Source organism: Kitasatospora sp. NPDC096147, assembly GCF_044763225.1.
GTDB lineage: Bacteria > Actinomycetota > Actinomycetes > Streptomycetales > Streptomycetaceae > Kitasatospora.
This window is the reverse complement of the sequence record NZ_JBIWFX010000010.1, coordinates 79,222-92,850: the sequence shown is the minus strand read 5'-3', so window position 1 is coordinate 92,850 and position 13,629 is coordinate 79,222. Positions and strand designations below refer to the sequence as shown.

Annotated in this window: 11 protein-coding genes and 1 riboswitch; of the genes, 4 read left to right on the top strand and 7 right to left on the bottom strand. The window is 74.9% G+C overall.

All coding sequences use genetic code 11. From position 1 onward, the window contains the following. Positions 1-271 precede the first annotated feature (271 nt). The 5 genes from ACIRBX_RS27535 to ACIRBX_RS27515 all read right to left on the bottom strand — a co-directional run bounded on the left by ACIRBX_RS27535 (position 272) and on the right by ACIRBX_RS27515 (position 6,823). Positions 272-1,639 carry a cobyrinate a,c-diamide synthase gene (locus ACIRBX_RS27535; protein ID WP_402300783.1) on the bottom strand — a complete coding sequence of 456 codons (1,368 nt, stop codon included), beginning with the start codon at positions 1,637-1,639 and terminating at the stop codon, positions 272-274. A 76-nt stretch (positions 1,640-1,715) separates the two neighbouring features. Next, entirely contained in the window at positions 1,716-2,312 is a 597-nt protein-coding gene (gene cobO, locus ACIRBX_RS27530) for a cob(I)yrinic acid a,c-diamide adenosyltransferase (protein ID WP_402300539.1), read from the bottom strand. A 4-nt stretch (positions 2,313-2,316) separates the two neighbouring features. Then, on the bottom strand, positions 2,317-4,353 hold the full coding sequence (locus ACIRBX_RS27525; protein ID WP_402300537.1) for a putative cobaltochelatase: 2,037 nt from the start codon (positions 4,351-4,353) through the stop codon (positions 2,317-2,319). Beyond that, positions 4,350-5,870: a cobyric acid synthase gene (locus ACIRBX_RS27520; RefSeq protein WP_402300534.1), complete on the bottom strand. Its 1,521-nt coding sequence runs from the start codon at positions 5,868-5,870 to the stop codon at positions 4,350-4,352. The genes ACIRBX_RS27525 and ACIRBX_RS27520 overlap by 4 nt, the downstream gene beginning before the upstream one ends. Next, positions 5,867-6,823, bottom strand: coding sequence for a cobalamin biosynthesis protein (locus ACIRBX_RS27515; RefSeq protein WP_402300532.1), 957 nt, complete (start codon positions 6,821-6,823; stop codon positions 5,867-5,869). Before ACIRBX_RS27515 ends, ACIRBX_RS27520 begins: the two co-directional genes overlap by 4 nt. Positions 6,824-6,914: 91 nt before the next feature. Then, a riboswitch (cobalamin riboswitch) is annotated at positions 6,915-7,049 on the bottom strand. Positions 7,050-7,192: 143 nt separating this feature from the next. Here ACIRBX_RS27515 and ACIRBX_RS27510 point away from each other — a divergent pair. From ACIRBX_RS27510 to ACIRBX_RS27495, 4 genes are all read left to right on the top strand, one after another. Next, on the top strand, positions 7,193-7,636 hold the full coding sequence (locus tag ACIRBX_RS27510) for a YidB family protein (RefSeq protein ID WP_402300531.1): 444 nt from the start codon (positions 7,193-7,195) through the stop codon (positions 7,634-7,636). 454 nt (positions 7,637-8,090) lie between these two features. Further along, a complete protein-coding gene (locus ACIRBX_RS27505; protein WP_402300529.1) occupies positions 8,091-8,783 on the top strand; it encodes a helix-turn-helix domain-containing protein in 693 nt (230 codons plus the stop codon). Positions 8,784-8,890: 107 nt separating this feature from the next. Further along, on the top strand, positions 8,891-10,009 hold the full coding sequence (locus ACIRBX_RS27500; RefSeq protein WP_402300527.1) for an alpha/beta hydrolase family protein: 1,119 nt from the start codon (positions 8,891-8,893) through the stop codon (positions 10,007-10,009). Between the two features lie 180 nt (positions 10,010-10,189). Further along, positions 10,190-11,680 carry a hypothetical protein gene (locus tag ACIRBX_RS27495; protein ID WP_402300525.1) on the top strand — a complete coding sequence of 497 codons (1,491 nt, stop codon included), beginning with the start codon at positions 10,190-10,192 and terminating at the stop codon, positions 11,678-11,680. 73 nt (positions 11,681-11,753) lie between these two features. Here ACIRBX_RS27495 and ACIRBX_RS27490 read toward each other — a convergent pair whose 3' ends face one another. Further along, positions 11,754-12,635, bottom strand: a complete 882-nt coding sequence (locus ACIRBX_RS27490; protein WP_402300524.1) for a CDP-alcohol phosphatidyltransferase family protein — start codon at positions 12,633-12,635, stop codon at positions 11,754-11,756. Continuing rightward, a complete protein-coding gene (locus ACIRBX_RS27485) occupies positions 12,622-13,311 on the bottom strand; it encodes a phosphatidylserine decarboxylase (RefSeq protein WP_402300523.1) in 690 nt (229 codons plus the stop codon). The genes ACIRBX_RS27490 and ACIRBX_RS27485 overlap by 14 nt, the downstream gene beginning before the upstream one ends. Positions 13,312-13,629 lie beyond the last annotated feature (318 nt).

Below are 13,629 nucleotides of genomic sequence, written 5' to 3'. Positions count from 1 at the left end.
GGTTGGTGCTTGCCGCTCGGCACCGGGGCTGCCTGCAGGGAAGTCAGGGGCGCGGGGAACTGCGCGAAGGGGAACGCAACGACCGTGTGCCGGGGACGGACGCTCACGTGCAAGTGAATCCCCGTACCCGGCACATGGGTCCCGTTCTTCCGACTCGCGCAGTTCCCCGCGCCCCTGACCGCCCTCCGGGCGGTCCGAGGGCGGTCCGAGGGCGGTCCGGGGTGGCCCGAGGGTGGTCCGAGGGCGGTCCGAGGGCGGTCCGGAGGGAGGGTCAGCTTGCTGCGTGGGCGGCTGCTGCGCGGACGAAGCGGGTCGCCAGCTCCGGGGCGCCGGCCCAGTGCAGGTGCAGGTAGGAGGCGTGCACCGAGCCCTCGACGAAGCCCTCGGTCTGCGGTCCGGCCGGGCCGCGCCAGCCCCAGGCGGGAGCCGGCCCCGCGCCCGGCTCGCAGACGGTGCGGTGGAACTCGTGGCCGCGCAGCCGGGATCCGACCGGAGCCAGCACGCTGTCCGTCAGGGCGACCGCCTCCCGGTACCCGAGGGTCAGCCGCTCCGACATCCGGGCCGTGGTGTCCACCACCCCGCACATCGCGGCGCCGTCCAACTCCCGTCCCAGGTAAAGCAGTCCGGCGCACTCGGCGGCCACCGGGGCGCCCGCCGCAGCCAGCTCCCGGATCGCCATCCGCAGGCCCTCGTTGGCGCTCAGCTCGCCCACGTACATCTCCGGGAAGCCGCCCCCGATCACCAACCCTGCCGTCCCGGAGGGGAGTTCGGCGTCCCGTAGCGGGTCGAACGGCACCACCTCGGCCCCGGCCGCCGCCAGCAGCTCCGCGTTCTCCGCGTAGGAGAAGGAGAACGCGGCCCCGCCCGCCAGCGCCACCCTGGGGCGTCCCGGCACCACCGAGACCTCCGCCGCGGCCGACCACGGCTCGTCGGGCAGCTCCGGTGCGGTCCGGGCGAGCTCCAGGACGGCGTCCAGGTCGACCGAGGCGCCGATCAGCTCACCCATGTCCCGGACGGCGGCGAGCGCCGCCTCGGAGCGTTCCACGGCCGGGATCAGGCCCAGGTGCCGGGAGGGCGTGGCCACCGTCGCCGAGCGCCGGACGGAGCCGAGCACCGGGATGCCCCCGCCCTCCTCCAGCGCCTCCCGCAGCAGCTGCTCGTGCCGGTCCGAGGCGACCCGGTTGAGGATCACCCCGGCCAGCCGGACCTCCGGGTCCCAGGAGGCGAAGCCGTGCACCAGGGCGGCCACCGAGCGGGACTGCGAGGAGGCGTCCACCACCAGGACCACCGGGGCCCGCAGCAGTTTGGCCACGTGCGCGGTGGAGGCCAGCTCGCCGCGCCCGGCGGCTCCGTCGTACAGGCCCATCACGCCCTCGACCACCGCGACGTCCGCTCCGGCGGCGCCGTGCAGGAAGAGCGGGGCGATCCGGTCCGGGCCGCACATGAAGGCGTCCAGGTTGCGGCCCGGGCGGCCGGCGGCCAGCGCGTGGTAGCCGGGGTCGATGTAGTCGGGGCCGACCTTGTGCGGGGAGACGGCCAGGCCGCGCGCGGTGAGCGCGGCGATCAGGCCGGTGGCGACGGTGGTCTTGCCGGCCCCCGAGGAGGGGGCGGCCACGACCAGGCGGGGGATGTTCACGATCCGTGCGTTCCTAGGGTTCTGAGCGTCCGGTGCATCCCGTGCACCCGGTGCATGCGGTGCTTCCGGCGCGTCCCGGCTACCACTCGATGCCGCGCTGGCCCTTGCGGCCGGCGTCCATCGGGTGCTTCACCTTGGTCATCTCGGTGACCAGGTCGGCGAGTTCGAGCAGTTCGTCCTTGGCGTAGCGACCGGTGATCACCACGTGCTGGTTGCCCGGGCGGTTCTTCAGCACGTCCACCACCTCGGCCACGTCCACCCAGCCCCAGTGCATGGGGTAGGTGAACTCGTCCAGCACGTAGAAGCGGTACTTCTCCGCCGCCAGGTCGCGCTTGACCTGCTCCCAGCCCTCCTTGGCGGCCTCCTCGGAGGACTCGATGTCGCGCTGCACCCAGGACCAGCCCTCGCCCATCTTGTGCCAGTCGACCGGGCCGCCCTCGCCGGAGGCGCCGAGCACCTTGAGCGCGTTCTCCTCGCCGACCTTCCACTTGGCCGACTTGACGAACTGGAACACCCCGACCGGCCAGCCCTGGTTCCAGGCCCGCAGGGCCATCCCGAAGGCGGCGGTGGACTTGCCCTTGCCGGGGCCGGTGTGCACGGCGGTGATCGGCTGGGTGCGGCGCTGACGGGTGGTCAGGCCGTCGTCGGGGACGGTCTCGGGCTGGCCCTTGGGCATGGGTTCAGGCTGCCTTTCGCAGGGAGGAGGAGGGGCGGTGCGCGTGCACCAGGGCGGCGACGCCCTCGGCGCGGAGCTCGTCCAGGGTGACGGCGGGGCCGCCCAGTTGGTCGGCCAGGGTGCGGGCCAGGCCGAGCCGGACGTGGCCGGCCTCGCAGTCCAGCACCAGGCTGGCGGTGCCCTGGGCGGCCAGCAGCCCGGCCGCCCGGCCGGCCTCAGCGAGGGCGTCCTTGCCGCCGGTGGCCCGGCCGTCGGTGACCACCACCAGCAGCGGGCGGCGGTGCGGGTCGCGCATCCGCTCGATCCGCAGCGTCTCGTGAGCCCGCAGCAGGCCGGCCGCCAGCGGGGTGCGGCCACCGGTCGGCAGCTGCTCCAGCCGGGCCGCGCCGACCTCCACCGAGGAGGTGGGCGGCAGGGCCAACTCGGCGCCGGAGCCCCGGAAGGTGACCATGCCGATCTTGTCCCGGCGCTGGTAGGCGTCCATCAGCAGGGAGAGCACGGCGCCCTTGACGGCGGTCATCCGCTGCCGGGCCGCCATCGAGCCGGAGGCGTCCACCACGAACAGCACCAGATTGGACTCCCGTCCCTGGCGCACCTGTTCGCGGAAGTCGTCCTTGCGCAGCCGCAGCGCGCGCGAGTCCCGGCCCCGGGCCACCTGGTGCGGAGCGGCGGCCTGAAGGGTGGCGCTCAGGTGCAGCCGGGACAGCTGGCCCTGCGGGCGGCGGGCCCGGACGGTGTGCCCACCGTCGGTCTCGGCGGGGGAGCGGCGCCCCTGGGCGCCCTTGCCGGTGCCGGGCACCTTGAACAGCCGGGTCCGGTACGGCTCCCCGGCGGAGGCCACCGGGGCGTTCGAACTCCCGCCCTGGGAGGGCACGTTCGGCTCCGGAGCGTCGGGCGCCTCGGAGCCGGCGCGGCCGTCCGGCGCGTCCCCCTGCGGCTCGGGCGCACCGCCGCCGTCCGGTCCGCCGCCGTTGTCGTCCGGTCCGTCACCCTCGGGGCCCTGCGGGTCCTGCGGCGGCTCGGGCTCGTCGCGGTGCTCGTCCAGGGTGCGGTCCAGCTGCTCCTCGTCCAGACCGGGCGCGTCGAAGGGATTGCGCCGCCGCCGGTGCGGCAGCGCCAGCTGGGCGGCCTTGCGGACGTCCTCCTCCAGCACCTCGGTGCGGCCGTCCCAGGCGGCCAGCGCGACGGCGGTGCGGGCCATCACGATGTCCGCCCGCAGGCCGTCCACCTCGAACGCGGCGCAGACGGCGGTGATCTGACGCAGCGCCAGGTCGGTCAGCTCCACCTGAGGCAGCAGCTCCCGCGCGGTGGTGATCCGCTCGGCCAGCGCGTCCTCCTCCGCCGCGAACCGCGCCGCGAAGCCCGCCGGGTCGGCGTCGTAGGCCAGCCGGCGGCGGACCACCTCGGCCCGCTCCACCGGATCCCGGGTGGCGGCGATCTCCACGGTCAGCCCGAAGCGGTCCAGCAGCTGCGGCCGCAGCTCGCCCTCCTCCGGGTTCATCGTGCCGACCAGCAGGAAGCGGGCCGCGTGCCGGACCGAGACGCCCTCGCGCTCGACGTAGGAGCGGCCCATCGCGGCGGCGTCCAGCAGCAGGTCCACCACGTGGTCCTGGAGCAGGTTCACCTCGTCGATGTAGAGCACGCCCCGGTGCGCCCGGGCCAGCAGGCCGGGCTCGTACGCCTTGACGCCCTCGGCCAGCGCCCGCTCCAGGTCCAGCGAGCCGACGATCCGGTCCTCCGAGACGCCGACCGGCAACTCGACCAGGTACGCGGCCCGTTCGTCCCCGGTGGCCCCGTCGTGCGGGCCGTCCGGGCACTGCGGGTCCCGGCCCGCCGGGTCGCAGGCGAAGCGGCAGCCGGGCACGGTGGTGATCGACGGCAGCAGCCCGGCCAGCGCGCGGACCATGGTCGACTTGGCGGTGCCCTTCTCGCCGCGCACCAGCACCCCGCCGACGGCGGGGGAGACCGCGTTCAGCAGCAGCCCGAGCCGCAGGTCGGGCATCCCGACGATCGCGGTGAAGGGGTAACGCACGTCGGTCATCGCTCGGTCTCCACGGTGTGCGGCGCCCCCGGCGGGACGAAGGGCAGGCCGGCCGGTGCGCCGGATTCGATCATTCTCCACAGGGCATCCGTGTCGGCATGCTCCTCGATCAGGTCCCCGAGCCGGTCGAGGCGCTCCTCGCGGGCCGCCGCGAACGAGGTGTCCGGCGCGGGCACGAACGCCCGCCCGGCCAGCCGGGCGACCATCCGCAGCAGCTCCCGGCGGAAGCCGTCGTTCTCCAGCGCTCCGTGCCAGGTGGTGCCGTACACCGGCCCGACCCGGCAGCCGTCCAGGAACGATTCGGCGGACTCCTCCACCGTCACCACGCCGTGGTGGATCTCGTACCCCGCGACCCGCTCGCCGAACGCCTCGCCGACCGGCCGGGCCAGCACCTTCTCCCGGCCGAACACCACCCGGGTCGGCAGCAGCCCCAGACCGTCCACCCGCCCGGCCTTCGACTCCACCTCGTCGACGATCTCCCGGCCGAGCATCTGGTACCCGCCGCAGACCCCGAGCACCGGCAGGCCGGCCGCCACCCGCTCGCGCAGCACCGGCTCGATGCCGCGCTCGCGCAGCCAGGCCAGGTCGGCCACGGTGGCCCGGGTGCCGGGCAGCACCACCAGATCCGCGTCGGCCAACTCCTCGGCCCTGGTCGCCCAGCGCACCAGCACGCCCGGCTCCTGGGCCAGCGCGTCCAGGTCGGTGAAGTTCGACAGCCGGGGGAAGCGCACCACGGCCACCCGCAGCACGTCCTTGCCGACCGGCCCGCGCACCGCGCCCCGGTCCACCACGGTGGTCAGGTCCAGCGAGTCCTCGGCGTCCAGCCACAGGCCCGGCAGCATCGGCAGGGTGCCGAGCACCGGACGGCCCGTCAGGTCGTGCAGCATCCGCAGCCCGGGCTCCAGCAGCCGCGCGTCACCCCGGAACTTGTTCACGAACCAGCCCGCCACCAGCGCCTGGTCCTCGGCCGAGAGCAGCGCCAGCGTCCCGTACATCGCGGCGAACACCCCGCCCCGGTCGATGTCGCCGACCACCACCACCGGCAGCTTCGCCGCCGTGGCCAGGCCCATGTTGGCGATGTCCCGGTCCCGCAGGTTGATCTCGGCCGGCGAGCCGGCGCCCTCGCAGACCACCACCTCGTACCGGCTGCGCAGATCCGCCAGGCACTCCAGCGAGCGCTCCAGCAGGTACGGCTTGCGCTCCCGGTAGTCCATCGCCCCGACCTCGGCGACCGGCTTGCCGAGCAGCACCACCTGGCTGCGGGCGTCCGCCCCGGGCTTGAGCAGCACCGGGTTCATCGCCGCCTCCGGCTCCACCCGGGCGGCCTGCGCCTGCATCGCCTGGGCCCGACCGATCTCGGCGCCGTCGGCGGTGACGAAGGAGTTCAGCGACATGTTCTGCGCCTTGAACGGGGCCACCCGCACCCCCTGCCGGGCCAGCCAGCGGCAGATGCCCGCCGTCACCACGCTCTTGCCCGCGTCCGAGGTGGTCCCGGCGACCAGCAGTGCGTTGCTCATGTGCTCCTCCTCCTGTGCAGCGTGCGGTGGATGACGGTCCGTCCGAGCAGCGCGGCGCCCAGCGCCAGCACGCCGACCCGGCGCGACAGCGCGCAGGCCCGCTCGATGTCCGGCACGCCGACGGGGCGCAGCTCGGCGCCGAGCACCGGCCGGTGCTCCACGCGGTCCCCGTACCGCAGGGTGCCGCCGAGGCGCACCCCCAGCGCGCCCGCGAAGGCCGACTCCGCCTGCCCGGCGTTCGGGCTCGGGTGTGATCCGCCGTCACGCCGCCACACCAGCCGGGCCGTTCGCGGCTCCGGCGCGGCGGCCACCGTCAGCAGCGCGGTCAGCCGGGCTCCCGGCCAGCCCGCCAGGTCGTCCAGCCGGGCCGAGGCCCAGCCGAACCGCAGGTGGCGCGGCGAGCGGTGGCCGACCATCGCGTCCATCGTGTTGACGGCCCGGAAGGCCAGCAGCCCAGGGGTGCCCGCCAGCGCGCCCCAGACCAGGGCGTTCACCACCGCGTCGGCGGTGTTCTCCGCCACCGACTCGACCACGGCACGGGCGATCTGCTGTCCGTCCAGCCCGCTCGGGTCCCGCCCGCACAGGTGCGGCAGGCGCTCCCGGGCCGCCGTCAGATCACCCGCCGTCAGGGCCGCCCCGATGGTCCGGGCCTCCCTGGTCAGCGAGCTGCCGCCGAGCACGGTGAAGGTCGCGGCAGCGGCCAGCGCGGCCTCGGCCACCGGGCTGCGGCGCACCAGCCGCCCGGCCAGCACCGCCCCGGCGGCCACGCCGCCCGCGCAGACGGCGGTGTACGCGGCACCCACCGCCCGGTGGTCGCGCCAGATCCGGCGCTCCAGCGCCGTGGCGGCCGAGCCGAACAGCGCCACCGGATGGCCGCGCCGGGGGTCACCGAAGCGGGCGTCCGCCAGGTAGCCGGCCGCCGTGCCCAGCAGAAAAGGGGTCAGACGACGCACGGTGCGGGCGAGTCGGCGTGGCTCCGGGCAGGCGGCATCAGTGCGTGTCCTCACTCAGGGTCCGCGCCCTGGCTCGACGTAACGGGGGTGAGAGTCTCCTGGCTTCCGGGTCGGACACACCCTCGGGCCTTCCCACAGCCGCCTGGGCGGGCCGTCGTGACCATGGATCGAGCGTGCTCCCCGGTGACAGTGGCGGGACCGCGCCGGATTCGCACCGGCTTCCTCTGCTTGCCTCCGATTGGCTGAAAGATCCCACCACGGGCCTCGACCGGGCGTCAACAAAGCCCGTCGAGGGTTTGGTCACACGGTCGCCCGCCCCACCGTGCAGCACGCCCGGCGGCGGGTCAGGCTGGCGGTGGCGCGGCAGCGTTGCCGTGGCTGACCCGGAAGAACAAGAGGACGGCGATGACCGATCTCGGCAAACTCCTCAGCGGCCTGCTCGGTGGCAGCGGCGGCGGGAACGGCAGCGCGGGCAACCTGCTCTCCATCCTGCTCGGCTCGCTCGCCGCGAACGGCGCCGGGCGCGGCAACGGGCTCGGCGCCCTGCTCCAGCAGCTGACGGAGGGCGGGCTCGGCATGCAGGCCAAGTCCTGGGTCGGCACCGGGGACAACCACCCGGTCACCGGCTCCGAACTCGCCGCCGCCCTCCCGCCCGGCGAGCTCGAGATGCTGGCCCGCAACGCCGGCATCACCCCCGACCAGGCCGCCGACACCCTCGCCACCCACCTCCCGGCCACCGTCGACCGCCTCACCCCGAACGGCGAACTGCCGACCCCGGCCACCATCGAGGAACTCTTCGGCAAGCTCCACTGACCTCGCGGCCGCCCCGCCCTCGCGAGGAACGCACTGCGGTCACCCCGGTGCCGCGAGGAACGCACTCGGTTACACCGGGGGCGCGAGGAACTGCGCGAAGGGGAACGGCAGCACGTGCAACTGAACCACCGTCAGTCAGTTGCAGGTGCTGCCGTTCCCCTGCGCGCAGTTCCTCGCGCCCCCGGCCGCACGTTCTGCCTCGGTGCCCGGCCTCGCGTTCTGTCGCCGCCCCTGGCCGCACGTTCTGCCTCGGTACCTGGCCTCGCGTTCTGTCCCCGGGCCTGGCTTCGCGTTCTGCCTCGGTGTCGGCCCCGCCGTCGTTATCTCCCAGCCGACTCGGGTGATCACCCGTCAGGGGTGGTGTGAAGCTCCAACCCCGCGCCCGGGCCCGGGAGCGCGGTTCGTGCGTTCAGCGGGTGCAGCCCCGGACACGGCCGCCCCTACGGTCTGGGGCATGCGCCGCAGACCGCCCCCGCCCTCGCCGGTCCCGTTCTCGCCCGCCGCCGCACGGGCCCACCGGACCGGCCTCGGGCTGACCCCGGAGCAGGTGGCGGCCGGGATGGCCGCCCACGGGGTGCGGCTGCTGCCCACCCACGTGATCGGCTGGGAGAGCGGGGAGTACCGCCCGGACGAGGCCGAGTTCATCGCGCTGGCCCGAGCCCTGTGGTGCCCGCCCGCGCAGCTGATGGGCACCGCCCCGGGCAGCCTGCGCGACTTCCGGGTGGCCAGGGAGCTGAGCCAGGAGCAGGCCGCCCGCCGGATCGGGATCACCCTCCGGGCGTACGAGCAGGCCGAACTGACCGGCAGTTGGCCCGGCGACCCGGAGCAGTCCTACGAGCTGGCCCGGGTGCTCGGCCTGACCCTCCGGGCCTTCGCGCGGGTGACCCACCGTCAGGACGCCTTGGAGAAGTGCCTGCGCCAGTGCGTGGACGGCCGCTGGCAGAGCCAGGTGAAGCCGGTCGCCAAGCTGGTCCCGCTGCCGCGTCCGCTGCTGGAGGAGGTGCTCGCCGAGCTCCAGCAGGACCACGTCGTGCCGCAGCACTGGGGCACCGCCACCACCCCGGCCGCCGAGCAGCCGCCGGACCTGCCGCCGCTGGAGCGGTTCTGGCAGCTGCTGTCCCGTCACCCCACCGACCTCCCGGTCTGACCCGCCGTCTCCTCCCTTACGGCGGCGCTCCGGTGGCACCGGGCCCCGGCCCCCGGTCGAATGGACCGCAACGTCCGAGACCCGTACCGAGTACATCCGGGAGCGCCATGCGTTGGGGAACCGCGGCCATGGTGGCCGCCACCGTCGTCGGGGCCGGTGGAGCGGCCGTCCTGCTGATCGGCCGCCGGGCCTCCCAGGGCGTGGTGAAGCCCGGCCGGCCCGAGCCCGGCAGCGCTCCCGAGCTGCGGGTGCACGACCTGGCCCCGGGCGGCGTGGTGCTCACCCGCTCCACGGCCACCTCCCGGCCCGGCCGGTACGCGCTGGAGTGGCCGAACGGCGGGCACGCGGTGGTCGGCGAGGTGCTCGCCACCGGGCCGCAGACCGTCACCCGGCGGCTGGAGAAGGTGGACGGCGGCTCGCTGGACCCGGGCACCGAGGTCGAGTTCACGCCACGGGTGCTCACCGGGGACCCGCGCTCCGCCCTCGACCTCGGCTACACCGACACCATCGCGCTCGGCGAGCTCGGCGACCTGCCCGCCTGGTACACCCCGGGCAAGCGCGGCACCTGGGTCCTGCTGGTCCACGGCCCGGGTGCCGACCGCACCCAGGCGCTCCCGGTGCTCCCGGCCCTGCGCGCGCTCGAACTCCCCACCCTGACCGTCACCTACCGGGGCGACCAGGGGGCCCCGGAGTCACCGGACGGTCTCAGCCACTTCGGCGACACCGAGTGGGAGGACGTCGAGGCGGCGATCCGGCTGGCCCTGGAGAGCGGCGCGGGCCGGGTGATCCTCCACGGCTGGTCGGTCGGCGCCACCATGGTGCTGCAGGCCGCCGCCCGCTCGGCCTGGCGGGATTCGATCGCCGGGCTGGTGCTGGACTCGCCGGTCCTGGACTGGTCCCGGACGGTCCGCCGCGAACGCACCCGGGCCGGCGTCCCGGCCGCCGTGGCCGAGCTGGGCGCCCTGGCGGCCGAGGGCCGCGCCGGGGTCGACCTGGCCGGCTTCGCCCGGTTGGCCTCCGGCACCGACCTGCACGTGCCCACCCTCCTGCTGCACAGCCCGGACGACTCCATCGCGCCCTACGCGGCCGCCGCCCGGCTGGCCGGGCTCCGGGCCGACCTGGTCAGCCTCCACCCCGTCCCGCACGCCGAGCACGCGGCCCTGTGGAACGCCGACCCGGCCGGCTACACCGAGATCCTGCGTCGCTGGCTGACGCCGCTCCTGTGAGGTCCGCCCCCGGCCGGGCGGCACCCGCCCGGCCTCGGCCTTCGCCGCCGCTCCCCGGACCCGCCACGGCCTCTCCACTACCGGCAATGACCGAAAAAATGACCTTCTCGGTCGGGTTTGCACCGCTCGCGCGAAAAGCCGATGTGACAGGAGGCCCACACACGGGGAAGACTGCACGGCGTGACGTCTCGGAATCCGCGCGACCGTGATGCCCCGCTCCAGCCGAAGACCGGCACCGGTGCGACGGTGACCCGTCTCCCCGGACCGGCCCGCCGGCCCGACACCGTGCAGCCGGGCGCCCCCCGCCGCCGCACGCCCGCACCCAAGCCCGGACGGGGCCGGGTGCCGGTTCCGGACGGCCTGCCCGCCCCCGCCGAGCTGGCCCCGCTGGCCCGGCGGATGCTCGCCGACGCCGTCCGGATCGCCCGCTGGGCGGGCGAGCTGGGCGAGGTCGACAAGCGCGGCGAACTGCTCCCCGACGATGCCCGGGCCGCCGGGAAGGCCCTGGCGATGACCGTCGGGGCCGCCGCCCGGGCGTGGGGCCAGGCCCTGCTGGTCGGTCTGGTGGAGGCCCGCGAGGGCGGCGCCGCCCCCGGCTGGCGGCTGCATGCCTGGGAGCACGACGACGAGGCCGTGATCCGCGGCTGGTCGGCGCTGTTCGACGCCTGGACGCTGGTCGCCCCGATGCCGCCCGCCGCCATGCGCGGCGTCTTCGCGGTGCTCGCGGGCCAGGCCGTCGACCAGGCCCCGCAGCTGCTCTCCTTCCTGCACCTGGTGGACGGCCCGGTCCCCGACAGCGAGCTGCTGGAGCTGCTCCGCCGGGGCCTGGACGAGCGCCGGGTGGCGGCGGGCACCAGCCCGCTCTCGCCCGTGCCGCACGCCGCCTCCGCCGTCTCGGCGGTTCGCGGCACCTGCCGCGAGCCCCAGATCGACACCCCGCATGCCCCGGCCGAGGTCGCGGCGGTGCTGGACTGGATGCTGGACGGCCTGGCCGCCGTCGGTGCCCTCACCCGGCACGACGAGGCCGCCGAGCTCTCCCCGCTGGGCCACTGGGCGGTGCGGGCCAAGCTGGAGGAGATCTGCACCGTCGCGCAGACCGCCGCCGGGCACATCGAGCAGAGCGCGCTGGAGCTGCTGGACGCCTGCGCCAACTACTCGCCCGGTCCGGCCAGGGCCGAGTACCGTGCCTGGGTCGCGGCCCGGCCCGTGGACCGCGCGGTGGCCGAGCTGCTGGACGCCGCCCGGGGCGAGGACGCGCTGCTGCGCGGCCTGGCCTTCGAGGCGCTCCGGGTGGCCGGCGGCACCGCCGAGCAGGGCGTCCGGGCGGCCGTGGACGAGCCCGTGCTGCGGCCGTACGCGCTGCTCTGGCTGGCCGAGCAGTCGGACGAGGCCGGAGTGCTGCCCTCGGACGTGCTGACCGCCGAGGACGCCGCCTGGCTCTGGGTGGACACCGCCGCGGCGGTGCTGGACCACGGGGAGACCAGCCTGCTGGTCGGTCACGTGGAGGGCGCCTCGGCCGGCGAGCCGGTCCGGCTGTTCCACCGGGCGCGGCAGTCCGGGCACCCCAGGGCGGCCTCGGTGCTGACCGCCGTCGCCTCGGTCCACCCGGACCCGGTGGTGGCCCGGGCGGCCCGCCGCAGCGCCTTCAGCGTGCACGACGGCGGCGCGTAGCGTCAGGACGTACGAGGAAGGCCCCGAACCGGGATCCCGGTTCGGGGCCTTCCTCGTACGTCCTGACGCGCGGTCAGCAGCCGCGCGACTCCGCGCGGCGGGCCCGCACGTCGCCGACCTTCTGGCCGACCTTGCGGCGGATCACCAGCAGCGGGGCCATCGCGGCCAGCGTGATCTGGGCGATCGCGCCGATGTGCATCAGCGTGTTGCCACCGGGCAGGCCGGCCGCCCAGGCGGCCAGGCAGCCGATGGAGACCACGATCCAGCACAGGGTGGCGGTGGCCAGCATGCCCTGCGGCTTCGGGTACTCGATCCGGCTGACCATCAGGTAGGCCACGCCGAAGATCATCAGCAGGCCCGGCACGAACGGCGGGTCGAGCAGCACGATGGCGATCACCGTCATGGCGCCCATCGGGCAGGGCATGCCCTGGAAGATCCCGGGCGCCATCTTGACCGCCGAGAAGCGGGCCAGCCGGAGCACCACCGCCAGCAGCACGGTGAGCGCGATCAGCGCCGAGAAGCGCTGGTCCGAGCCGGGGCTGACGATGCCCCAGACCGCGACGAAGTAGGCGGGGGCGATGCCGAAGCTGATCAGGTCGGCCAGGTTGTCGAGCTCCGCACCCAGCGCCGAGGAGCGCAGCTTGCGGGCCACCAGGCCGTCGAACAGGTCGCACATCGAGCCGATCAGCAGCAGCGTCACCGCGGTGGCGGCGCTGTGCTTGTCCGGCCCGGCCGCCGAGGCGCCGGTGATGTGCGGCATCAGGACCCCGGTGGTGATCGAGTAGATCGCCAGGAAGCCGCAGACGGCGTTCCCCAGGGTCAGGAAGTCGGCGGTCGAGAGGTGCTGGGGCGAGCGGGGAGCGCGCAGCTCCCGGTCGCGGGCCCAGCGGCGGCGGCGCAGCGCCGTCTCCTCGTCGTCCAGCCCGACCAGGGTCTCAGGATCAGTCACGGTCAAGGCGCGTCACCCCGGCAGTGGTCTTCTGGCCGACCTCGACGCCGACCTCGACGCCGGCCGGCAGGTAGGTGTCGACCCGGGAACCGAACCGGATCAGACCGATCCGCTCGCCCTGCTCGACCTTGGTACCGGCGTCCACGTACGGCACGATGCGACGGGCCACGGCCCCCGCGATCTGCACCATCTCGATGTCGCCGAGCTCGGTGTCGAAGTGCCAGACGACACGCTCGTTGTTGTCGCTGTCCTTGTTGAACGCGGGCACGTAGGTGCCGGAGACGTGCTCGACGGACGTCACGGTGCCGGGCAGCGGCGCGCGGTTGACGTGCACGTTGAGCGGGCTCATGAAGATCGCCACGCGGGTGCGGCCGTCCGGCCAGGCGTCGATGGACTGGACCACGCCGTCGGCCGGGGAGATCACCCGACCGGTCCCGATCTCCCGCTCGGGGTCACGGAAGAACCACAGCATGCCCGCGCTGAGCGCACAGGCCGGTACGGCCGCCGCGGCCCACTTGCCGCTCCGCCGGGTGAGGGCGGTGGTGATCGCGGCCGTGGCCAGGGTGGGCACGAACCAGGGGGTGGCTCCTCGCGCGATGGTGACGCGCGGGCGCCGACCGTTCGCCGGGGCGAGGGCATCGCCAGCCGGAGCGGAGGAGTGAGGGGACGGGCTGATGGGCATCGAATACCTTAGTCGCGGGCCCCGGCCGGCAGAGCTTGGCACCTGGACGGGGGCCACCGCGGGGATCGAGTGATAAAGGGACGGCATGCTGTCCCGGTGGATGGTATCGGGACCAGGCGGTAGGTGGGCAAGCCGCCTGCTGAGCTGGGTGTCCGGTGCGGTGCCGATCCGTGCCTGCTGTGTGTACGACCGTAACGCGACGGGCTGCGGTTCCCCAAGGGCCGGGACTCGGCTCGTGACCCACGTCTCAATACGAACACGGCTGACGGGGCGTCAATCAAGGGCGTGTGGAAGCAGCCGTAGGGCGTGTACCCCAGG